This window comes from Shewanella sp. SP1S1-7 (assembly GCF_031932105.1).
GTDB classification, from domain to species: domain Bacteria; phylum Pseudomonadota; class Gammaproteobacteria; order Enterobacterales; family Shewanellaceae; genus Shewanella; species Shewanella baltica.
The window spans coordinates 1-22,177 of sequence record NZ_JAUOEU010000018.1 but is presented as its reverse complement, the minus strand read 5'-3'; the positions used below and the strand labels follow the sequence as shown (position 1 = coordinate 22,177).

Here is a 22,177-nt window from a genome sequence, read left to right as displayed (position 1 = left end):
AAAATAAGGTTGTAGCGAGTAAAATTGGTGAAAATTGTGTAATGTTAGCCTATAAGTAATAAGCGTCTAGCTTAAGTATCATCATCAGAGTAACAGGGAGCCTGACAATGAAGTCAGCGTATAAGGTTTTTCTCGCAGGGTTTTGTTCAGTTTTATTATTAGCATGTGGTGGTGGAGGCAGCATCTCCGATGATGGTGGGACAACGCCGACGCCAAGTGTCGTGACTGTCACTCTTAGTCTTTCTAATGCAGATATTTCTGCTTTAGCACCTGCAACAGTATCAGCTAAAGTTATTGATTCTAAATTAGGTGCTTTGGCTGGTGAACTCGTTACCTTTACTCTTAGTAATTCTAATATAGGGTCTTTTGATCCTAGTGCAGCAACTGCATTAACAAATAATGAGGGTGTTGCGACTATTATTCTGAATACTGCGACTATTGCTGGGGCTGGCACAGTTACAGGTAAAGTTGACACAGGAGAATCCGGTAAAATTGGTTTTGTCATGAAAGGCGATGGTGGCGAAGCTGGTGGTGGGGCGCAAGTTAATTTAGCCTTAACTGATACTACAGGTTTACCTATTCAAACTATCACATCCTTAAATCCAGGTAAGTTAACTGCTACTATCACTGGTATTAATAAACCCACGATAGTGACCTTTGACAATGATATTGGGGACCTTCCTATCAAAACTGCGGTAACAAATAGTCAGGGGACTGCAAGTGTTGATATTTATGCTGGTAATACTTTAGGTGCTGGAACCATTGTTGCCTCATTAGCAAGTGGCGAGAAAGGTAGTACAGTCGTGGTTGTTGGTGCTACAAATGTAGTCATGGGGAGTGGAAGTCCTTTTATCGCTGGTAAAGCAAGTGTTAGTACTAGTGATTTAACCGCAGGTGGTACCGCGACTATTTCTGTCGTTATTCAGGACGATCAAGGTAAGCCTTTTACCCAACCTGTTGATGTTAAGTTTTCCTCGGCCTGTTCAACTAAATCATCACCAGAAGCAATAATAAGTTCACCCGTACCCTCTGTGAATGGTGTTGCTACAACCACTTATCTTGCAAAGGGCTGTGTTGGAGATGATCCTATTAATGTCACTGCTAACGCAGGTGGATTAAATCTTTCTGCTACGGGCACGATTAAAGTACTTCCTGCTAACGTGGGAAGCATTATATTCATGACAGCTACACCGCAAAATATCGCTATTCTAGGAACAGGCGGCTCAGAATCTTCCGAAGTTAAATTCAAGGTACTTGACACGAATAGTAATCCGGTGAGTAACCAGTTAGTAAACTTTAGTTTAAACACTACGACTGGAGGCATAGTGCTTGACCCATCTAGTGCGACGACTAACAATCAAGGTATTGTTCAGACTGTGGTTAGAACTGGTACTGTTGCGACTTCGGTGAGGGTAACAGGTACAATAGCAGGCTCTTCGCCAGTTATTTCTAGTCAATCAAGCCAGCTTATCATTTCTACAGGTATACCTGATCAAGACAGTTTTTCGCTTTCAGCAACTCTCTTGAATGCTGAAGGATGGGACGTTGATGGGACTAAAGTCACTGTTACCGCACGCTTGGCTGACGCTTTCAATAACCCTGTACCTGATGGAACAACAGTTTCTTTTACCACGGAAGGTGGTTCAATTGAAGATGCCTGTCAGACAGTTAAAGGTACTTGTAGTGTTGCTTGGACAAGTCAGTTAGCAAAGCCAGAAGGACAGTCTCTTATTGATTCTACAGGAGCATTAATTCGTAACCCTATTGCAACTCTCGCATCTAACTTAGGCAATTACTATGGCCAAAAATATGGTGGTAGAGCGACAATAACTGCAACAGCGATTGGTGAAGAGTCCTTTCCAGATCTAAATGGTAACGGCCGTTTTGACTCTTCTGAAGTAACAGCTTTTTTGACTCAAAAAGATGTTAGTGGCAAGTCATTTGATTTAGATGATGCTTTTAATGATTACAACGAAGATGGCCTTTTTAATCCTCAACAAGCAGGTGGACAACTTGGTGGGGAATTGGAAGAGTTAATAGATTTTAATTCGAATGGTGTTTTTGATGTAAAAGATAGCAAATATAACGGTGTACTCTGCTCTGAGCCGGCACATGCTGCTTGTGCTGATGGTATTACAGATTCAAAATCACTCTATGTGAGAGGCAGTTTAGTCATTGTTATGTCAGGTAGTACTGCCTATGCGACACCTGTTGCTGACGTGTTGATCGACGATAGTTACAGTATAAGCAAAGATCAAAGTATTGATATAATCGGTAAAGATGCCGCTACTGTTTATTTTACAATATCTGATTTACACAACCAACAAATGCCTGCAGGCAGTATTGTTAGATTTAAAGCGAGTGCTGGTTCTGTTGCTAGTAGTGCTCAATATACATGGCCAAGTAGTAACTATAATGCAGGGCGTGAGTTTAGTGTGACACTGAAAGGTGAAGAGGAACCTAACACTGGTACTTTTATTGCTGAGGTTGAAACCCCTAGTGGACTAGTGACTCAGGTGCTTTCTATTCCGATTAGAATTAAATAAATCTGGAATTTATTTAGAAATAGAAAGAGCACCTAAGGTGCTTTTTCTATTTTAGGTATGTCAATGCTTTATTATGACGAAATGCTAAAAACTAGGAGTTAATTTCTTAACGCTGGAACTGATAAACGCTGCCTAGTTTCATGACCTGTGTCAGTTCATCCAGAGCTGTTCGAGATTCGATGATTAGCTGAGGGTCAGCAAGATCTAGGGTGGTTAATCTGTCACGGTAATGTTTGTCTACCCAAAGGTTTAAACGCGCAAATAAGGCATCATTCATTAATGTGTGTTGATTTACTGCCGCGACTTCCATCTCATTCATCGCAACACGTAAACGCAGGCAGGCGGGACCGCCGCCGTTTTGCATACTTTGTTTTACGTCGAAGTAAAGCACTTGCTTAATGGGGGTGTTTAGTGTCAGTAGTTCATTCAAATAGGCAAATACGGCGGGATTTTCTTGGCAATCAGTTGGGGCAACAATGACCATTTCACCAGAGGGAAGCGTAATAATCTGGGTATTGAATAAATAGCTTTTGACTGCGTCGTTAATCGCCACTTTGGCGGTGGGCACTTCAATGAAATACAGTTCGGTATTGAGCTTACGTTTAATTTCATCAATTTTATGTTGGGTATTTAAGAAGGCTTGTTCATGATAGAACAGCACATTCTGGTTACCGACTGCGATAACATCGTTATGGAATACGCCTTGATCAATGACATCAGGATTCTGCTGGATGAAGACGCAATTATCCTCTTCCAGCTGATGTAAGCGTGCCACTGCCATCGATGCCTCTAAGGTTTGTCTTGCTGGATACTTTTGCGGTTTAGGGGCATTGGGATTGGTGGCTTCTTGTCCATAAACGAACAATTCTACACCGGCATGGCCGTACTCGATACATAGCCTAGTGTGGTTCGCCGCACCTTCATCACCGAAGCTATTATGCTCAGGTAAGTGACTATGGTGATGAAAATAGTGGGGATCACTGAAAGTTGCTGTTAATATGCGCCCCGTTGTGAGGGGCTCGATGCTGCGATGCAGTTTATCGACTAAATTTGCTGGGGTGAAATGCAGTTTGCCGTCACGCGTATCTGCACTTGGTGAGACAGTTGCGGCATTGGCAGTCCACATACTGGATGCACTGCAGCAGGCATTAAGCAGCATAGGCGCTTCTTTCGCAGCCTGTTTTAATACATTGGCGTCAGAGCCGGAAAATCCAATTCGGCGCAATGTGTAGAGGTCTGGACGCTCCTGAGGGGCTAACATGCCTTGAACCATGCCCATATCGGCAAGTGCTTTGGCTTTTTGGAGTCCTTGTTTCGCAGCAGCTTTGGGGTTGGAAACTAAGGCGGCATTGCTGAGAGAGGCGACATTGCCAAAAGACAACCCTGCGTAATTGTGTGTTGGTCCAACGAGTCCATCAAAATTCGCTTCAAAGTGCTTCATTGCTTATCCTTGTGATAGGGAAAGTTATTATTTGTTCATATGGTCCCTGAGGGAACCCAGTATACTGAAGCTTTTCGAGTGCACAAGCGGACGGTTTTGTGCTCAAAGCGACTTTTTCACGATAAATGCATAACTATTTCTTGCTTGCTGGCAAATAATGAAATATTAGTTTTTAATTACGCATATTATATTTTTACATTTTTTCAACTTTGATTAAAAAGTGACTCGCTGGTACATATAAAAGAGGGATTAACTTGAAACTATCAGTACAACCCTCTATATATGGTGCCAATTTCCACCTTCTTGAGATTTTTTGGCGCAAATTAAACTATGGGTAAATCGCTAGTTATTGTCGAATCACCGGCCAAAGCTAAGACTATTAATAAATATCTTGGCAAAGAATTCATCGTTAAATCGAGCGTAGGTCACATCCGTGATCTGCCGACATCATCGACTTCAGAAGGCAATGAAAAGGTTAAATCCGCTGCCGAAGTTAAGAAAATGTCGCCAGAAGAAAAAGCTCAATATAAAAAGGTGAAAGATCAGCAAGCGCTGGTGTCTCGCATGGGCGTAAACCCTGAAAAGGGCTGGGCAGCTAAGTATCAAATTTTGCCGGGTAAAGAAAAGGTCGTTAAAGAGTTACAGGCACTTGCCGATTCTGCCAACCAAATCTATCTCGCAACCGACTTAGACCGTGAGGGAGAAGCTATCGCCTGGCATTTGCAAGAGGTGATTGGCGGTGATCCTTCACGGTATCAGCGTGTGGTTTTCAACGAAATTACTAAGTCTGCGATTCAAGAGGCCTTTAGCAAGCCGTCGACACTCGACACTAACATGGTTAATGCCCAGCAAGCTCGTCGCTTCTTAGACAGAGTTGTCGGTTTTATGGTGTCGCCACTGCTGTGGAAAAAAGTCGCTCGCGGTTTGTCCGCAGGTAGAGTGCAGTCGGTTGCCGTTCGCTTAGTGGTTGAACGTGAAAGCGAAATTAAAGCTTTTGTGCCTGAAGAGTTTTGGGATGTACATGCAGAGCTCAATACGCCAGCCCAAGAAGCTTTGCGGATGGAAGTGGTTAAGCATCTAGATGCTGCCTTTAATCCCATCAATGAACAGCAAGCTATGGCCGCGGTTCAAGCGTTATCGGCGGCGAGTTTTACCGTGCTGGCCCGCGAAGACAAAGCGACCCAAAGCAAACCTTCTGCGCCCTTTATTACGTCGACATTGCAACAGGCCGCGAGTACACGCTTAGGTTTCGGTGTCAAGAAGACCATGATGATGGCTCAGCGACTTTATGAAGCTGGTCATATCACTTATATGCGTACCGACTCGACCAATTTGAGTCAAGAAGCCGTTGAAAACTTGCGTGATATGATTGCCAAAGAATTTGGTGATAAATATCTACCCGCTGAACCGATTCGCTACGGTTCTAAGGAAGGCGCACAAGAGGCTCACGAAGCGATTCGTCCATCGAACGTTCATGTCCAAGCGGCGACTTTATCGGACATGGAGCGTGACGCTCAGCGCTTATATGAGCTGATTTGGCGACAGTTTGTTTCGTGTCAGATGACGCCAGCCCAATATGATGCCACTAAGTTGACCGTAAAAGCGGGTGACTATGAGCTCAAAGCAACGGGACGTACTTTACGTTTTGATGGTTGGACTCGCGTGCAAACAGCACTCAAGAAGAAAAACGAAGAAGACAATACGTTGCCATTTGTGGCACAAGGCGATGTATTAGCGTTAAAAGAGTTGCAACCTAAACAACACTTTACGAAACCGCCTGCACGATACAGCGAAGCTTCTTTAGTTAAAGAATTAGAAAAACGCGGTATTGGCCGCCCATCGACCTATGCAACTATTATTTCAACGATTCAAGATCGGGGTTATGTAAAAGTTGAGAATCGTCGTTTCTATGCCGAAAAAATGGGTGAAATTGTCAGCGAGCGATTAGTCGGCAGTTTTGCTGATTTAATGAGCTATGACTTTACCGCCAGCATGGAGCAAACATTAGATGATGTGGCTCGCGGTGAGTTAGATTGGAAAAAAGTGCTCGATGGTTTCTATGCTGACTTTACTAAGCAATTAGAAAAAGCGGAGCTCGATCCCGAAGAAGGTGGCATGCGTCTTAACCAAATGGTAATGACGGATATCAAGTGCCCAACCTGTGGTCGCCCTATGGGTATTCGTACAGGAACGACTGGTGTTTTCCTGGGTTGTTCAGGTTATGAATTACCGCCTAAAGAGCGTTGTAAGACAACGATGAACCTCACACCTGGCGTTGAGGCGATCAGTGAAAACAGTGAAGATGCCGAGACTGATGCGCTGCGTGCTAAGCATCGCTGTGGTATTTGCGGCACCGCAATGGACAGTTACCTAATTGATGAGAAGCGTAAGCTACACGTCTGTGGTAACAACCCAATTTGTGAAGGCCATGAAGTCGAAGAAGGCCAATTCAAGATCAAAGGCTATGAAGGTCCGCTGATTGAGTGTGATCGCTGTGGCCACGACATGGAACTGAAAAACGGCCGTTTTGGTAAGTATTTTGGTTGTACCAATAGCGAATGTAAAAATACCCGTAAATTACTGAAGAACGGTGAGGCTGCGCCACCAAAAGAAGATCCTATCTATTTGCCTGATCTGAAATGCAGCAAATCGGATGCCCATTTCGTATTACGTGATGGTGCAGCAGGGATCTTCTTAGCAGCCAGCACTTTCCCTAAATCACGGGAAACCCGCGCACCTCTGGTTGAAGAGCTGGTTCAATACCGTGAGCTACTGTGGCCTAAATACCAGTATTTAGCCGATGCCCCCGTAACTGATGACGAAGGCAATAAAGCTGCGGTGAAGTTTAGCCGTAAGACGAAAGAGCAATACGTTGCGACTGAAGTCGACGGTAAAGCCACTGGTTGGTCAGCGCATTACGTCAATGGCAAGTGGGTGAGTGAGACTACCAAGAAAGCCAAGAAAAGCGCATAGCGGCGGATTGAGTTAGCTTAACGGCAAGAGAATAAAAAAGCCAAGTCAATGATGACCTGGCTTTTTTGTTTCGATTTTCTTTAGAGACTGATTTGTTGCTGTAGATAATGAGCCAAAAATGTTGCTCGCTTTACTCGCACTCACTCACCACGCCCAATAACGCTGAAGAACGAGTGTAAGACGTGCCGCTAATTCAACTTAAAGGTAAGCACACAGTAACTGATCACCATTTCTTTTTCGGCTGAAACAGCATGTCGATATCATCTTCTTCATTCTTAGGTCTAGGAGCACTGGGTTCAGATTGTTTCTGTGCGCCCATAATCTCATCAAGCAATTGTTTAGCCTCATCCACTTTACGACCTATGAAAGGATCATTAGGTGTTTGTGCCTTAATCGCGTGCAATGTCGATAGTGCTTTGGTCACCATTTGTTTTGATGAACCATATTGCTTCATAAAACTGGCCGCTCTTGCACGGGAAAGCATGGAGTCAACATTGATCCTGAGCTGTAAACTGTCGATACGACTTTCTTCCTGAGCAAAAATGCTCGGGTCGACTTTCCCTTTGTTATGTTCTGCTCTAAGTATCGCCTTGAGCTTTTTCAAGGTTTGCACTAGCGCTAAAATTTGTTTGTCGTTATCGGGTAGTCTGAAATTCTCAATCGGTGGTGATTGAGGTTGACCAGACTGTAAGGTTGTTATTTGATTGTTGATATCGGCTAGTCGGCGCTGGTAATCAGACTGTTGTTGGCTATTACTAATAGCTGTCGCAGCCTGCAAGGCATCTTGCACGCGACGGTACAAAACCAACACAATATTCGTGCTACAAGGCATCATCCCTGTGTTTGATAACACAGCTTCGGTTTCATCGATAATTGCTCTTTGACGGGCAAATTCAATGCGCCGCTCAGCCTCTACGCGTTCTTTTTGTTGTTGTAATACGTTAATTCCGATAACAAGCAGTAAAAGCGCACCGATGAGGATCAGAACCAAGGTGAATGACATAGATGTTCCATTATTTATCCAATTGAGCTAATGCTACAATAAATCAATAAACTAGCATAGTTATCTTAGCCTAGGTTATCATTTCTGTCGTATGAATCTGCAGACTTGTGCTCTATATTCCTATTTGCTTTAAGTTTTACTATATACTATAACGATTGATTATAGCTGAGAGTGCTTTGAGGGCTCAGTTGTTAATGGCATTTTGCGTGTTTGAAACAAGGAAATAAGATGAAACTGCAACAACTCAGGTATATTGCTGAGGTCGTAAAACATAACCTCAATGTATCGGCGACAGCTGAAAACTTGTATACCTCTCAACCTGGGATCAGTAAACAAGTTCGCATGCTTGAAGATGAGTTGGGGATCCAAATATTTGGTCGTAGCGGTAAGCACTTAACCCATGTCACACCTGCAGGTTTGCAAGTGATCAGCATTGCCAATGATATCTTGGGTAAAGTTGAGAGCATTAAAAAAGTTTCTGAGGAATATACTAAGCCCGATCAAGGCGAGTTAAATATTTCCACGACAGACACTCAGGCGCGCTATGCATTGCCGACGATCATTCGCCAGTTTATAGATCGTTACCCTAAAGTGAATTTACACATGCACCAAGGGACGCCGGCGCAGATCAGCGAACAGGCCGCGCGCGGTGATGCGGATTTCGCCATTGCGACCGAAGCAATGCATTTGTATTCCGACTTGATTATGCTGCCATGTTATCACTGGAATCGCTCCATCGTGGTGCCTAAAGATCATCCCCTTGCGACTCGTAGCTTAAATAATCCGATTAGCATCGAAGAGTTAGCGCGCTTCCCCTTAGTGACCTATGTGTTCGGTTTTGACCGAGCCTCTGAAATTGAGAAAGCCTTTAATCGTGCCAATTTAGAGCCGCGTGTCGTCTTTAGTGCGACCAGCGCCGATGTGCTGAAGACCTATGTCCGTTTGGGATTAGGTGTGGGCGTTATCGCCTCTATGGCGATTGACCCTAATATTGATAAAGATCTAGTGGCGATTGATGCTGGCCATTTGTTTGCTCACAGTACGACTAAAATTGGCTTCAGGAAGGGCAGCTTCTTGCGTAGTTATATGTATGATTTTATTCAGCACTTTGCGCCGCATTTAACCCGTGACGTAGTGGAGAAAGCCGTCGCCTTACGGGACCAGCAGCTTATCGATGAAATGTTTGCTGATAAAAATTTGCCAATGCGTTAATTGGCGACGAGTTGCCGACATAAAAATGCCGCTAATTTAAGCGGCATTTTTGTGAGATGAGCGATTAAGATAAATCGACTTTATCCATTTCAAGTTGAGCAAGTGCTATAACAGCTTGGGTACGGTTGCGAACGCCCAGTTTTCTAAAAATGGCAGTCGCGTGCGCCTTAATGGTCGCTTCTGAAACGCCAAGATCGTAGGCAATTTGCTTATTTAACAAACCCTCGGCAAACATCTGCAGCACTTTATATTGCTGCGGCGTGAGATCGGATAATTTACTGGCCATTTTATCAACGGCATCGTCATCGATATCAATAATCTCAGTGCCTTTAGGTAACCAAATATCCCCGAATAACACTGCACTTAGCGCCTCTTTGAGGGTTTCCATCGAGGCCGATTTGGGGATAAAACCACTGCTGCCATAATGAATTGCACGGCTAATGGTATTGATATCCTCGTGGGCTGATATCACTACAACGGGCAAATCGGGATAATGTGAGCGAAGATGGATAAGGGTGGAGTAGCCGTGTGAACCTGGCATCTGCAGATCCAACAGTACAAGATCGTAGTCGACGCTACGGACATCCAATACAGATTGCAGTGCATCAGCACTGTCGGCTTCAAACCATTGTGCATGTTCAAACGCTGTGGTCAGCGCTTGACGTAGTGCATTTCTGAACAATGGGTGATCGTCTGCGATAATAATATTTAAGTTTTCTAGCTTCATGGCTTTTATGATTATGTTCGGTGCGCGTGAAGATTGAACTCAATGTAACAGAAAAGTAATCAAGGATCCTATTGCTTTATTCATGAATCAGGACAAAATTTTGATATGTTTCTGGTTGTTAGACTTTGGTCGGTGTTATAAAAAACATATTTAAATTGCAACGTCGCGATGAAAAGCCCGAGATGACGGGCGGTTCAGTGTCTTTCAATCGTCTACAAACTACTCGTATGTCCACACTTGGGTGGGATTTCGTTGTTCGTCAACCGCAACAAAGGTAAACACACCACGTATGGCATGCTCTCGATGGTCTTGATACATGTCTTCGACATAGATATTCACTTCAACTTTCAATGAGGTGTTACCGACATGGATCACCCGCGCGATCAGTTCGGCTAATGTGCCTGCGGGGATCGGTTTTTTAAAATCGATTCTATCGGAACTCACAGTTACTAAGGTTTTACGGCAAAAACGAGTCGCAGCGATAAAGGCTGTTTCATCCATCCACGCTAAAGCTTCACCACCAAATAAGGTATTGTGATGATTAGTGATGGATGGAAATACCGCCTTGATAACCCGCGCTTCTGAGGAATCGATTCGCGTTTGAATCGCTTCTGGGAATTGTGCTTCAGGGGTTTCGGTTCGGGAGGTATTTTCGGTGTTTGGAGAAATGGGCGTAAGCGACATACAGCAACCTAAGGTAATGCAGCAAAATAAGGCAGAATTATAGAGATTTTTAATTCTTAAAGATAGAAATGCACTGGCTTTAACGCTCATTATGAATGTGGCTGAAGATTATTAAACCGCTCTTAATAAAAAAACCGATCTAAGATCGGTTTTTTATTGGAAATGTATATCGCTTCGGACATTTTTTCGAGCGTCAGGCTTATTTCGCTAACAGTACTTTTCGCTCTCGGGAAGCGGCTGCCAGTTTACGCAACAGGACTTCTGAGTCATCCCAATGTAAGCAGGCATCGGTGATGCTTTGGCCATAACAGAGTGGTTGGTCTACAACGACTTTCTGGTTGCCTTCCTGTAAGAAGCTTTCAGCCATAATACCGGCGATGGCAGTGCTGCCTGCCCGCATTTGCGCCATGATTTCATCGGCGACGTTAAGCTGCTTAAGGTGGTTTTTCTCACTGTTACCGTGGCTGAAATCAACCACCATACGTTGAGTGACCCCAACAGAGGCAAGTTGTTGACGTGCTTTTTCGATATCTTCGGCGTGGTAATTAGGCGTTTTGCCGCCGCGCAGAATGATATGACCAAACGGATTACCGTGGGTACGATAAACCGCCATTGCGCCATCTTTATCCGGTGAATAGAAAATATGCGGAACTTGCGCGGCGCGCACTGCATCGACGGCGATATTGATATTGCCATCGGTACCATTTTTAAAACCAACAGGACAAGACAGTGCCGAGGCCATTTCACGGTGAACTTGGCTTTCAGTGGTGCGTGCACCAATTGCGCCCCAAGTAATGAGATCGGCGATGTACTGACCGTTCACCATATCTAAAAATTCGGTGGCAATAGGTAATTTTAATTCAGTGATTTGTTGCAGTAGCTCGCGAGCAATACGTAGGCCTTTGTTTGGCTCGAAACTGCCATCAAGATCGGGATCCGAAATTAATCCTTTCCAGCCGACAACCGTGCGAGGTTTCTCAAAATAGACCCGCATTAAGATACACAAATCATCTTTCAATTCTTGATGTAATATAGCTAAACGCTGAGCATAATCTAATGCAGCTTTAGTATCGTGTATTGAGCATGGGCCTACGATCACCAATAGACGTTGGTCTTCACCCATAATAATGGCTTCGACTTCACGACGTTGCTGAACCAGATAATCGGCCGCATCTTGAGTTAATGGGAACTCAGATGCCAGTTGCGCAGGTGAGATGACTTTTGCTAATAAGGAAGTGCGTAGTTCGTCTGTTTTTATGGTCATTCAAAATACCGAGCTTGCGTGCGGCGCTTTTCGCCAGATTGCCTCGGATTATAACGAATCGAAACGAGTTGCACAGCGCCAATTGTGTTAATTGTCGGCAACTGTGCAATGAATTTGATTTAAGTTAGATTCAATTAAGCTAAATTCACTCGGTTTATCTTGCTGCTTTTTGCTCTACAAGCTTAGAACATGTGGCGTTCTAGGCCCGTGACATCCAAGATTTTGGTGGCAATTTCTTCCACGGAATGATTCGTTGTATCTATATAAGGAATGCGTTCACGTTTAAATAGCATTTCGACTTCTTTGACTTCTAAGCGGCACTGCTTGAGTGACGAGTAGCGGCTATTCTCCATTCGACTCTGACGGATTTCATGTAAACGCACGGGGTCAATCGTTAAACCAAACAGCTTTTTCTTATTGCGTTTCAACGCTTCAGGTAACTTGAGGTTATCCATATCATCTTCGGTGAAAGGGTAGTTTGCTGCTTTGATTCCAAACTGCATCGATAAATACAGGCTAGAGGGCGTTTTGCCACAGCGTGAGACCCCAAGTAGAACTAGATCGGCTTGATCCATGTGTTTCATGGTCTGGCCGTCATCATTATCCATGGCGAAATTAATGGCATCAATTCGCGCTTCATAGCCGTGATTGGCTTTTCCATGGGTGCGATGTAGCACCGGAGAAGCTGAAACCCCTAAATGTTGTTCGAGTGGTGCCACGAAAGTATTCAAAAAATCATAATCTAAGCCTTCACTCGAATAAATAATGTCGCGAATTTCTGGTTTGACGATGGAATGGAACACTAACGGCCGCTCACCTGTTGTAATAAAACAATCATTAATTTGTCGCTTAACTTGCTCCGCTTTCGTCAGAGTTTCAACGAATGGAATTGTAAGTGACTCAAATTCTAATGGAAATTGCGAGAGAACCGCATGACCAAAAACTTCAGCTGTGATCGCTGTCCCGTCGGAGATATAGAATACTTTTGGTGCCATACTGACCTCTTGTAGTAATAAAATTACAAATAAAATTATAGATTTACGCGTGTTCGGCAGGAGTGTAAAATGCCGCTGCCCTCGTGTGAAGGGGCCACTGAAATAAACTTGCGGAGATAGAACTGTGCAGCAATACGTACTCTGGTATCAAGAATTAGGCATGGGTGACGTCAACTTAGTTGGCGGTAAAAATGCTTCTCTAGGCGAGATGATCAGCAATCTGGCCAATGCCGGTGTTCAAGTACCTGGCGGATTTGCGACAACTTCCCATGCGTTCAACGAGTTCCTTGAACAAAGCGGAGTTAACCAGAAGATTTATGACATTCTAGCCACACTGGATGTAGATGATGTCAATGCGCTGGCTAAAGTAGGTGCACAGATCAGGCAGTGGGTTATCGACACCCCATTTCAACCAGCATTAGAGCAAGCCATTCGTGAAGCTTACGATAAACTTGCCGCTGAAACTAGCGAAGCGTCATTCGCGGTACGTTCTTCTGCAACAGCAGAAGATATGCCAGATGCGTCTTTTGCGGGTCAGCAAGAAACTTTCCTAAACGTTAAAGGTTTTGAATCTGTACTGACGGCTATCAAGCACGTTTACGCTTCACTCTTTAACGACCGCGCGATTTCTTACCGTGTTCACCAAGGTTACGAACACCACGGTGTTGCCTTGTCTGCTGGCGTGCAACGCATGGTTCGTTCAGACAAAGCGGCTTCAGGTGTGATGTTCACTATGGACACTGAATCTGGCAATAACGATGTCGTGTTTATCACTTCATCTTTTGGTCTGGGTGAAATGGTTGTTCAAGGCGCGGTAAACCCTGATGAATTTTATGTTCATAAACCCATTTTAGCCTTAGGTCATAAGGCTGTTGTGCGCCGTAATATCGGTAGCAAGCTCATCCAAATGGTGTATTCAGATGATGCTGCTCACGGCAAACAAGTGAAAATTGAAGACGTGAGTGCTGACAAGCGTCGTCAATTCTCAATCAATGACGCTGAAGTTGAAGAGTTGGCAAAACAAGCTGTGATTATCGAGCAACACTATGGTCGTCCAATGGACATCGAGTGGGCAAAAGACGGTAACGACGGCAAATTGTATATCGTTCAAGCGCGTCCAGAAACGGTTCGTAGCCGTGAAGATGTGCAATTGATTGAGCGTTATCATTTAAAGAGCCGTGGCGCTGTGATCTGTGAAGGTCGCGCTATCGGTCATAAAGTGGGAACCGGCGTAGCCAAAGTATTAACGTCAATCGCCGATATGGATCAAATCCAACCAGGTGACGTGTTAGTGACTGACATGACAGATCCAGATTGGGAACCTATCATGAAGCGCGCAAGTGCTATCGTCACAAACCGTGGCGGTCGTACCTGTCACGCGGCGATTATCGCCCGCGAATTGGGTGTGCCAGCTGTCGTAGGTTGTGGTGACGTGACTGACCGTATCAAGAATGGTCAAATCGTGACTGTTTCTTGCGCCGAAGGTGACACTGGCTTTATCTACGAAGGTAAACAAGAGTTTGAAGTGATTTCAAACCGTGTTGATTCTCTGCCTACATTGCCAATGAAAATCATGATGAACGTGGGTAACCCTGATCGTGCATTTGATTTTGCCCGTTTGCCAAACGAAGGCGTGGGTCTAGCGCGTTTAGAATTCATCATCAACCGTATGATCGGTATTCATCCAAAGGCACTGCTTGAGTTCAATCAACAAGACGCTGCGCTGCAAACTGAAATCAACGAGATGATCGCAGGTTATGAATCTCCAGTTGAGTTCTACATTGCCCGTCTGGTTGAAGGTATTGCGACCATAGGTTCAGCTTTCTATCCGAAGAAAGTGATCGTCCGTATGTCAGACTTTAAGTCTAACGAATACGCAAACTTGGTTGGCGGTGACAGATACGAACCAGAAGAAGAGAACCCAATGTTGGGCTTCCGCGGTGCAAGCCGTTATATCTCTGAATCCTTCCGTGACTGTTTTGCGCTTGAGTGTGAAGCGATCAAACGCGTTCGTAATGACATGGGTCTGAAAAACGTTGAAGTCATGATCCCATTCGTTCGCACAGTGAAAGAAGCTGAACAAGTGGTCGGCCTGCTCAAAGAGCAAGGTTTAGAGCGCGGCAAAGATGGTTTACGCGTCATCATGATGTGTGAAGTGCCTTCAAACGCCTTGTTAGCTGACCAATTCCTTGAGCATTTCGATGGTTTCTCTATCGGCTCAAACGATTTAACTCAGCTGACACTCGGCCTTGACCGTGATTCAGGTATCATCAGCCACTTATTTGATGAGCGTGATGAAGCCGTTAAAATGCTACTTTCATTAGCCATTAAAGCGGCTAAAGCGAAGGGCGCTTACATAGGTATTTGTGGTCAAGGACCTTCAGATCACGCTGATTTTGCCGCTTGGTTGGTAGAACAAGGCATAGATACAGTGTCATTAAACCCTGATACTGTGATTGATACTTGGTTGTATTTAGCCGAAGCGCACGCTTGATCTAGATAGTCATTTTATAAACTTGTTAAAAAAGCCGCTTTTTAGCGGCTTTTTTTTGTTTATAATGGCGCCATAACGATAATTGACAGAAGCCATCTATGTTACCCCTGCTATCACATCAACAAACATTAGAACCAGTATATGTGGCATTCCTTGATGCACTGGAGCAAAGTGAGTATTCCGGTGATATAGACAAACGTTACAGCGCACGTTTAGTGCAAGCCACCGACAACTCTGTATATCAATTTTTACCTCAAGCCGTGTTATATCCTAAAAATCAGCAGGATATCCAAATTGCATTGACGCTGGCCGCCAGCGACGCATTTCGCAGCGTGACCTTTAGTGCGCGGGGCGGTGGTACGGGCACCAACGGACAATCCCTCACCCATGGTTTGATTTTAGATGTGTCGCGTTACATGAACCGCGTGCTCGAAGTGAATGCTGAGCAAGGTTGGGTGCGAGTCGAAGCTGGTGTCGTTAAAGATGCGCTCAACGATGTATTGCGTCCCCATGGATTCTTTTTTAGTCCCGATTTATCCACCTCAAACCGCGCCACGATTGGTGGCATGATCAATACCGATGCCTCGGGTGCGGGCTCACTGGTTTATGGTAAGACCTCAGATCACGTGCTGGCGCTTCGCAGTGTGTTGATTGATGGCAGTGTGCTGGATACACACCCCCTAGATGCGGGACTACTGTGTAACCCAGATAACGTCAGTGATAATCCGCTGGGGCAGAAACTGATTTCTGCTGTGGCGGCGGTATGCCGCGAAAAGCGTACTCAGATTGAAAACCAATTTCCTAAGCTTAACCGTTTCCTCACGGGCTATGACTTAAAACACGTGTGGAACGACAGCCTGACACAATTCGATTTATCTCGGATTTTAACGGGCTCAGAGGGCACGCTTGCGGTGATAACCGAAGCTAAACTCAATCTCACCCCGCTGCCGACCGAGCGCGCTATGGTGAACATTAAGTACGATTCGTTCCAATCGGCATTGCGTCATGCGCCATCCTTAGTCGCCGCGCGGGCGACTGTGGTCGAAACCGTCGATTCAAAAGTGCTGAATTTAGCCCGCGAAGATATTGTCTGGCACTCGGTATCGGATCTGATCCAAGAAGTGCCTGGTAAAGTTATTGATGGCCTCAATATGGTCGAATTTGCCGGTGACACGGTCGAAGTTGAGCAAAAGCTGGCGAGTTTGGAAGCTGTGTTGACTGAGCAGATCAGTAAAGGCGAGTGCGGCGTATTGGGTTACCAAGTGACACAAGACAAGCCAAGTATCGAAAAAATCTACGGCATGCGCAAAAAAGCCGTTGGCTTACTCGGCGCCACTAAAGGACGTCGTAAACCTATCGCTTTTGCGGAAGATACTGCGGTGCCGCCCGAAAAACTCGCCGATTATATTATGGAGTTTCGCGCAGTACTCGATGGCCATAATCTGCAATACGGTATGTTCGGTCATGTGGATGCGGGCGTGTTGCATGTACGGCCTGCGCTTGATATGTGCGATGTTGAAGATGAAAAACTATTGCGGGTCATTTCCGATCAAGTGGCTGCACTGACGCTTAAATATGGCGGCCTGATGTGGGGCGAGCACGGTAAAGGCGTGCGTGGTGAATACGGTCCTGCTGTCTTTGGTGATGAACTATACGGCGTTCTACAAGATATCAAAGGCTTGTTCGACCCCGACAACCGATTAAACCCCGGCAAGCTGGTGGCGCCTAAACAGACTGGCGCCCTCTATTACGATGTTGACAGTGTTAAGCGCGGTAAATTTGACCGACAAATTCCCATCGAAGTACGGGATGCGTTCCCCGATGTGATGAATTGTAACGGCAACGGCTTGTGTTTTAATTACAGTAGCTATTCGCCCATGTGCCCATCGTTTAAGGTGACAGGCGATAGAGTACAGTCGCCTAAGGGACGTGCAGGACTCATGAGAGAGTGGCTAAGGCTACTTGAGGCTGAAGGGGTTGATGTTAATGCCCTCGCAAAAGCGAAACCTTTTGGTATATTGCAGCGCATTCAAAATACCATCAATGCCAAACGTGATTATGATTACTCCCACGAGGTGATGGAATCGCTTAAGGGCTGTTTGGCCTGCAAAGCCTGCTCTGGACAATGTCCAGTCAAAGTGGATGTGCCTAAGTTTAGGGCGCAGTTCTTTAATATCTACTATCAACGTTATTTAAGACCGGCTAAGGACTATCTTGTTGCAGGTATCGAAGATAGTTTGCCATTAATGGCCGCGGCACCGCGTCTCACTAACTTTGCCGCGCAAAATCCATTGAGCCAATGGGTGATTAAAAAGGCGATTGGTTATGTGGATGCGCCTGCGTTATCTGTGCCGACCTTGAAGCAAAGACTCGATGGTCATGCAAGCCGCGGTTATGACTTAGCGGCACTACAGGCAATTCCAGAAGAGGCGCGCTCACAGTTTGTGTTGGTGGTACAAGATCCCTTTAACAGTTTCTATGACTCAGGTCTTGTGCTGCGCTTTATCCAGTTGATTGAAAAGCTTGGGTTAAAACCTGTGTTGTTGCCCTATAAACCCAATGGTAAGCCAACGCATATCAAGGGATTTTTAGATAAGTTTGCGAAAACGGCGCAGTCGAGTGCAGATTTTTTGAATCAAGTTCATAAACTGGGCATGCCGATGGTCGGCATCGATCCTGCCTTAGTCTTGTGTTATCGCGACGAATACCGCGAAGTCTTAGGGGCTAATCGCGGTACTTTTGAGGTCAAGTTAGCTAACGAATGGCTACTGAATGTCATCAAGGATTTACCCGCGAAAGCGCCACAAAATAAGCAATATACCTGGTTTAGTCATTGCACTGAATCGACGGCCAAGCCAAATACTGCCAACGAGTGGACTAAAATCTTCGCCCATTTTGGTGCTAAGTTAAGCGCAGTCAATTTAGGTTGTTGTGGTATGGCCGGAACCTACGGCCATGAGGCGGAAAACTTAGAGCGCTCTAAAGCCTTGTTTGAGATGTCTTGGCAGCAAACGCTAGCAAAAATTGAACAGCCGCAAGTGTTAGTGTCGGGCTATTCTTGCCGGAGCCAAGTAAAACGTTTTGCCGGTTACAAGCCAAAACATCCACTGGAGGCCTTGCTTGAGTTAGCAAATATCTAGTGGTGTTTATCGCTTAGCTAGTGAGCTTGTTATTATCCTCACTAGCATATCCCAGTGTTGAATGTCACACTAAAGCCAGCCGCGAGGCTGGTTTTTTATGGATGATGGAGACCGCAGATGGAAAAGATGACAGACAGTATTGAGCACACACTTAAACAATTCGCCGCCGATAGTAGGCTAACCTCGGTTGCGCCATTGTGCAGTGAAGTCCCATTGTTTGACATTAACGCCTTGGGTGATTGGATGTATTTAGGTACATCGCTACCAGCAAAGTTTGCTAAGTTGTTCGCCAGTATTTTGCATTGCATCGATGATGAGTATTTTTTAATTACCCCAGTGGAGAAGGTGCGAGTACGGGTTGAAGATGCGCCGCTGCTGATTGTCGATTTCGAGCGAGCACAACCCCATTCTCTGCTTGATGTGAGAACTAGCATTGAAACACTGCACCACGATGTGGATATAAGGCAGATGAAGCTCACCGATGACAGTGTTTATTTGCCGCTTGAGCGCGGGTTATGGGGAAAATTAGGCCGTGCCTGTTACTATAATTTTGTGAATGAATTCAATTTATATGATTTAAATGAGTAGTGAGTTCGTAGGTTAATCGCATAATTAGCTGTGGTGTTAACTAGTTTATTGCGGGTTAAGTGGTAGTATTAAAACTGACTCTGGGTTCTTATGATTGCGCACAGAGTAAGTGAAAACGCGTTAAAACCTTTGTTGTAGGAGGTGCTGTTTGAATCGTCATGAAAGCTTAGGCTATCTTGTTTCCCACTTAAATATCGAGCTGCAAAATGAGCTCGATCTGCATCTTAAGCGATATCAACTCGATATAAAACTGTGGCCTGTGCTATTTGCTTTGTGGCAAGAGGAAGGCATCAGCCAAACTGAATTGTCTAAGCGTTGCGATGTGGCAAATTATACTATGACGCGTTTACTCGATCAGTTGCAGGTACAAGGTCTTATTACCCGCCATCAAGAAGCCGATAATCGGCGCGCCTTTCAAATTTTTTTGACCGATGAAGCCAAAGCGTTAGAGCAAGATCTGATTTGCGAAGCTGAGCGGGTCAACGAAAAATTCCTGTCTAACCTCAGTGATGAGGAGCAGCAGCAGTTCGTCTTACTGTTAAATAAGATCAATCGCTTGGCTTAATGATACGGATTCATTCGGTATGGAGGGAGACTGCGGTTTAGCCGTTTTCGCTGCTATCTGTATGCGGTTGTCTAAATTCATTTTCTCCAGTTTAATTCCATCATTCATCTGTCACTTCGCGGGATTAAACTGGTGTAATCAATTCAAATAAAGTGCAAAGACGCACAGTAAGCTGACGGCTATTACTGAGTGTTGCAAATAACGGCGGCTGGCTAACAAATTTTCTTTGCCTTGTTTTAGGCTGGCGACGAGGGTGTGCTGCTTATAAATCCGGCACATCAACTCATCGGTTTGGGGATCGATAAGCAGTTCAAACTTGCAAGGTGCGCCGTCTTTAAGTTGAATAGTGTGTTCGCTCTGAGGCTTAAAATTCAGTTTGTGCGACACCATCTGACCGTTGACAAAGACCCGCTCTAAACCGCTCCAATTGCTGGCTTGCAGTTCAACTACATCTTGGTTGAGATCATACTTGAAACGGATCATAGCGCTATCCTGTGCTGGGACCTGATAGGCTAATTCAAGCAGACAAATATGACGTTTTCCAGCGTGATTTAATGAATATTCTGTGTCGAAATTAAAAGCGCGGCTAAACCATGAGCTTAGCGTTAGATTAAATTTTAGATAACAAAAAAGCGACCAGAGGTCGCTTTTGGGGATGTTACGCGGGCAGAAAAATTACTTTTTTGCGGCTTCGATAATGGCTTTCGCCATTTCATCAGCTACAGCGCCGGTTGTACGGTTCTGTGCATCAGCTTGGCTGAAGATTTTCAGCAGGGTGTTGTAAATTTCTTCTACTTTAGCGGTCGATTTCGCCGCATCGTAATCTTTTTCGAATGACACATTGATAATGCCGCCTGCGTTGATCACATAGTCTGGCGCGTACAGTATGCCCATTTCTTTCAGCTGTTCACCGTGGCGTACTTCAGCTAATTGATTGTTGGCACAGCCAGCAACAATTTTGGCTTTCAGTTGCGGTAAGGTCGCATCGTTTAAAGTTGCGCCAAGGGCGCAAGGAGCATACACATCCACATCTTGCGCGTAGATTTCTTGAGGCGCGACAACAATAGCGCCGAAGTCGGTAGCGACTTTGTCTAACGAGGCTTGATGAATGTCGGTAACAATCAGTTCAGCGCCTTCGTTATGTAAGTGTTTGCACAGGTAATAGCCTACGTGACCTACGCCTTGAACGGCGATTTTAAGGCCTTTTAGGCTGTCTAAACCGAGTCTATGTTTAACCGCAGCTTTGATGCCTAAATAAGTGCCAAGGGCGGTGAACGGTGATGGGTCGCCACTCTTGCCTTCAAGACCTGCCATATAAGGGGTTTCTTCATGGGCGATCATGATATCAGCCGTAGTAGTGCCAACATCTTCAGCGGAATAATAGCGGCCGCCGAGGCTATTGATGAAACGGCCAAAAGCGCGGAATAGGGCTTCGCGGTCTGGTCTTTTAGGATCGGCGATGATCACTGATTTGCCGCCGCCCATGGTTAAACCGGCAAGGGCGTTTTTGTAAGTCATGCCACGAGAGAGGCGTAATACGTCAGTCAGGGCTTCATCATCCGATTGGTAATTCCACATCCGGCAACCACCCACGGCAGGGCCAAGGTTGGTGTTATGGATGGCGACAATGGCCTTTAAGCCACTTTCTTTATCATGACAGAATACGACCTGTTCATGTTCGTCAAAGGATACATGATTAAATACAGCCACGTGAATTTCTCCGCTATACACAATGAAAAAGCCGACGAGATGAGCCTCTATCGACTGCTTGTTATATTTATTGCAGAACCATAGCATTTAGCGATACTCTCAACCATGCATAATGACCGAATAAATACATTATTTGTGGCAATTTAGCTTTCCACTTTACGTAAACGTAAGCTTTGCGGTTGAAAATGGATTGTACTGAATTTAATGTAACGAATAGAATGAATCGCGTACTGATCCCAAGAATTAGATTCGCGTTATAACAATAAGATAGGACGGAAGTATGACTGAACAAGCTGTCGACCAAACTCAACAGAATTTATCAGCGGAAGAAATAGAAAAGCTGCGTCAAGAGTGGGTCAGAACTCAATTTCAAAAAGCGAATCGTTTCCTCGCTGAAAAAGGCGTGATCCCAACTAAAGTCTTGGCCGATGAAAGTCGTTATCTTGCGCCTTACATGGCGATTTGGAAAATGGAATCAAAACGTCCCAGCAACAAAACCTATTGGGTAATGTCGGGCGATTTACCCTCGGATTTCGTCGATGTGAAAGTGGCGGCAACGGCCCGTGATGCGGTACGTCATTTCTCTATGATGTGGCAAATGCAGGCGGAATACTTAGTGCGTTCGGGTGCAACCCGTGATGCCACTCAAGCTAAATTTGCGCAATTACTGGTATCGCGCGCCGAGAGTTTATATCGTATGCACAATGACGATAAACTGTGGAATGCTTAAATTCAAATGAGTTGATACAACAGTCTCTTGCGTTGATTGATACCGATAACTGAAATAACCATAAGGCACTCAACTGAGTAATGCCACTCGCTTAAGAGCGAGTGG

16 protein-coding genes are annotated in these 22,177 nt (G+C 45.0%); 8 read left to right on the top strand and 8 right to left on the bottom strand.

The window, feature by feature from the left end; all coding sequences use genetic code 11:
* Window positions 1–107: 107 nt before the first annotated feature.
* Entirely contained in the window at window positions 108–2,546 is a 2,439-nt protein-coding gene (locus tag Q4Q49_RS14295) for a hypothetical protein (protein WP_311999665.1), read from the top strand.
* Window positions 2,547–2,652: 106 nt separating this feature from the next.
* Here Q4Q49_RS14295 and astB read toward each other — a convergent pair whose 3' ends face one another.
* On the bottom strand, window positions 2,653–3,987 hold the full coding sequence (gene astB / locus Q4Q49_RS14290) for an N-succinylarginine dihydrolase (RefSeq protein ID WP_311999664.1): 1,335 nt from the start codon (window positions 3,985–3,987) through the stop codon (window positions 2,653–2,655).
* A 330-nt stretch (window positions 3,988–4,317) separates the two neighbouring features.
* Between astB and topA the strand changes: the two genes are divergently transcribed.
* Window positions 4,318–6,960: a type I DNA topoisomerase gene (topA, locus tag Q4Q49_RS14285; protein WP_311999663.1), complete on the top strand. Its 2,643-nt coding sequence runs from the start codon at window positions 4,318–4,320 to the stop codon at window positions 6,958–6,960.
* Between the two features lie 223 nt (window positions 6,961–7,183).
* Here topA and zomB read toward each other — a convergent pair whose 3' ends face one another.
* The gene (gene zomB, locus Q4Q49_RS14280) at window positions 7,184–7,963 is read right to left on the bottom strand and encodes a flagellar motor control protein ZomB (RefSeq protein WP_006086247.1); all 780 of its coding nucleotides are present in this window, start codon (window positions 7,961–7,963) and stop codon (window positions 7,184–7,186) included.
* A gap of 228 nt (window positions 7,964–8,191) precedes the next feature.
* Between zomB and cysB the strand changes: the two genes are divergently transcribed.
* Entirely contained in the window at window positions 8,192–9,175 is a 984-nt protein-coding gene (cysB, locus tag Q4Q49_RS14275; protein ID WP_106650738.1) for an HTH-type transcriptional regulator CysB, read from the top strand.
* Between the two features lie 64 nt (window positions 9,176–9,239).
* On the opposite strand, the gene Q4Q49_RS14270 is transcribed toward cysB, so the two are convergent.
* From Q4Q49_RS14270 to Q4Q49_RS14255, 4 genes are all read right to left on the bottom strand, one after another.
* On the bottom strand, window positions 9,240–9,902 hold the full coding sequence (locus tag Q4Q49_RS14270) for a response regulator transcription factor (RefSeq protein WP_311999662.1): 663 nt from the start codon (window positions 9,900–9,902) through the stop codon (window positions 9,240–9,242).
* Between the two features lie 219 nt (window positions 9,903–10,121).
* Complete coding sequence (locus tag Q4Q49_RS14265) at window positions 10,122–10,586, bottom strand: acyl-CoA thioesterase (protein WP_006081955.1); 465 nt, start codon at window positions 10,584–10,586, stop codon at window positions 10,122–10,124.
* A gap of 199 nt (window positions 10,587–10,785) precedes the next feature.
* Window positions 10,786–11,850: a 3-deoxy-7-phosphoheptulonate synthase gene (locus Q4Q49_RS14260; RefSeq protein ID WP_311999661.1), complete on the bottom strand. Its 1,065-nt coding sequence runs from the start codon at window positions 11,848–11,850 to the stop codon at window positions 10,786–10,788.
* Window positions 11,851–12,032: 182 nt separating this feature from the next.
* Complete coding sequence (locus tag Q4Q49_RS14255; RefSeq protein WP_106650736.1) at window positions 12,033–12,845, bottom strand: pyruvate, water dikinase regulatory protein; 813 nt, start codon at window positions 12,843–12,845, stop codon at window positions 12,033–12,035.
* Between the two features lie 124 nt (window positions 12,846–12,969).
* Between Q4Q49_RS14255 and ppsA the strand changes: the two genes are divergently transcribed.
* The 4 genes from ppsA to Q4Q49_RS14235 all read left to right on the top strand — a co-directional run bounded on the left by ppsA (window position 12,970) and on the right by Q4Q49_RS14235 (window position 19,632).
* A complete protein-coding gene (gene ppsA, locus Q4Q49_RS14250) occupies window positions 12,970–15,339 on the top strand; it encodes a phosphoenolpyruvate synthase (RefSeq protein WP_311999660.1) in 2,370 nt (789 codons plus the stop codon).
* A gap of 98 nt (window positions 15,340–15,437) precedes the next feature.
* On the top strand, window positions 15,438–18,479 hold the full coding sequence (locus Q4Q49_RS14245; protein WP_311999659.1) for an FAD-binding and (Fe-S)-binding domain-containing protein: 3,042 nt from the start codon (window positions 15,438–15,440) through the stop codon (window positions 18,477–18,479).
* A gap of 117 nt (window positions 18,480–18,596) precedes the next feature.
* Window positions 18,597–19,067, top strand: a complete 471-nt coding sequence (locus Q4Q49_RS14240; protein WP_311999658.1) for a DUF1285 domain-containing protein — start codon at window positions 18,597–18,599, stop codon at window positions 19,065–19,067.
* A gap of 148 nt (window positions 19,068–19,215) precedes the next feature.
* Entirely contained in the window at window positions 19,216–19,632 is a 417-nt protein-coding gene (locus Q4Q49_RS14235; RefSeq protein ID WP_006081948.1) for a MarR family winged helix-turn-helix transcriptional regulator, read from the top strand.
* A 138-nt stretch (window positions 19,633–19,770) separates the two neighbouring features.
* On the opposite strand, the gene Q4Q49_RS14230 is transcribed toward Q4Q49_RS14235, so the two are convergent.
* Together Q4Q49_RS14230 and Q4Q49_RS14225 are read right to left on the bottom strand one after the other, a co-directional pair.
* Window positions 19,771–20,115, bottom strand: coding sequence for a hypothetical protein (locus Q4Q49_RS14230; protein WP_006081947.1), 345 nt, complete (start codon window positions 20,113–20,115; stop codon window positions 19,771–19,773).
* Between the two features lie 192 nt (window positions 20,116–20,307).
* Entirely contained in the window at window positions 20,308–21,342 is a 1,035-nt protein-coding gene (locus Q4Q49_RS14225; protein WP_311999657.1) for a Glu/Leu/Phe/Val dehydrogenase dimerization domain-containing protein, read from the bottom strand.
* A 280-nt stretch (window positions 21,343–21,622) separates the two neighbouring features.
* On the opposite strand from Q4Q49_RS14225, the gene Q4Q49_RS14220 reads away from it, so the two are divergent.
* Window positions 21,623–22,072 carry a DUF4826 family protein gene (locus Q4Q49_RS14220; RefSeq protein WP_311999656.1) on the top strand — a complete coding sequence of 150 codons (450 nt, stop codon included), beginning with the start codon at window positions 21,623–21,625 and terminating at the stop codon, window positions 22,070–22,072.
* Window positions 22,073–22,177: the final 105 nt, after the last annotated feature.

Excerpts from the sequence above, each read along its gene's own strand:
- Q4Q49_RS14240 (WP_311999658.1), top strand. The coding sequence starts at position 18,597 with ATGGAAAAGATGACAGACAGTATTGAGCACACACTTAAACAATTCGCC.
- Q4Q49_RS14260 (WP_311999661.1), bottom strand. The coding sequence starts at position 11,850 with ATGACCATAAAAACAGACGAACTACGCACTTCCTTATTAGCAAAAGTC.
- Q4Q49_RS14270 (WP_311999662.1), bottom strand. The coding sequence starts at position 9,902 with ATGAAGCTAGAAAACTTAAATATTATTATCGCAGACGATCACCCATTG.
- Q4Q49_RS14220 (WP_311999656.1), top strand. The coding sequence starts at position 21,623 with ATGACTGAACAAGCTGTCGACCAAACTCAACAGAATTTATCAGCGGAA.
- cysB (WP_106650738.1), top strand. The coding sequence starts at position 8,192 with ATGAAACTGCAACAACTCAGGTATATTGCTGAGGTCGTAAAACATAAC.
- Q4Q49_RS14295 (WP_311999665.1), top strand. The coding sequence starts at position 108 with ATGAAGTCAGCGTATAAGGTTTTTCTCGCAGGGTTTTGTTCAGTTTTA.
- zomB (WP_006086247.1), bottom strand. The coding sequence starts at position 7,963 with ATGTCATTCACCTTGGTTCTGATCCTCATCGGTGCGCTTTTACTGCTT.
- astB (WP_311999664.1), bottom strand. The coding sequence starts at position 3,987 with ATGAAGCACTTTGAAGCGAATTTTGATGGACTCGTTGGACCAACACAC.
- Q4Q49_RS14245 (WP_311999659.1), top strand. The coding sequence starts at position 15,438 with ATGTTACCCCTGCTATCACATCAACAAACATTAGAACCAGTATATGTG.
- Q4Q49_RS14255 (WP_106650736.1), bottom strand. The coding sequence starts at position 12,845 with ATGGCACCAAAAGTATTCTATATCTCCGACGGGACAGCGATCACAGCT.
- Q4Q49_RS14265 (WP_006081955.1), bottom strand. The coding sequence starts at position 10,586 with ATGTCGCTTACGCCCATTTCTCCAAACACCGAAAATACCTCCCGAACC.
- Q4Q49_RS14230 (WP_006081947.1), bottom strand. The coding sequence starts at position 20,115 with ATGATCCGTTTCAAGTATGATCTCAACCAAGATGTAGTTGAACTGCAA.
- topA (WP_311999663.1), top strand. The coding sequence starts at position 4,318 with ATGGGTAAATCGCTAGTTATTGTCGAATCACCGGCCAAAGCTAAGACT.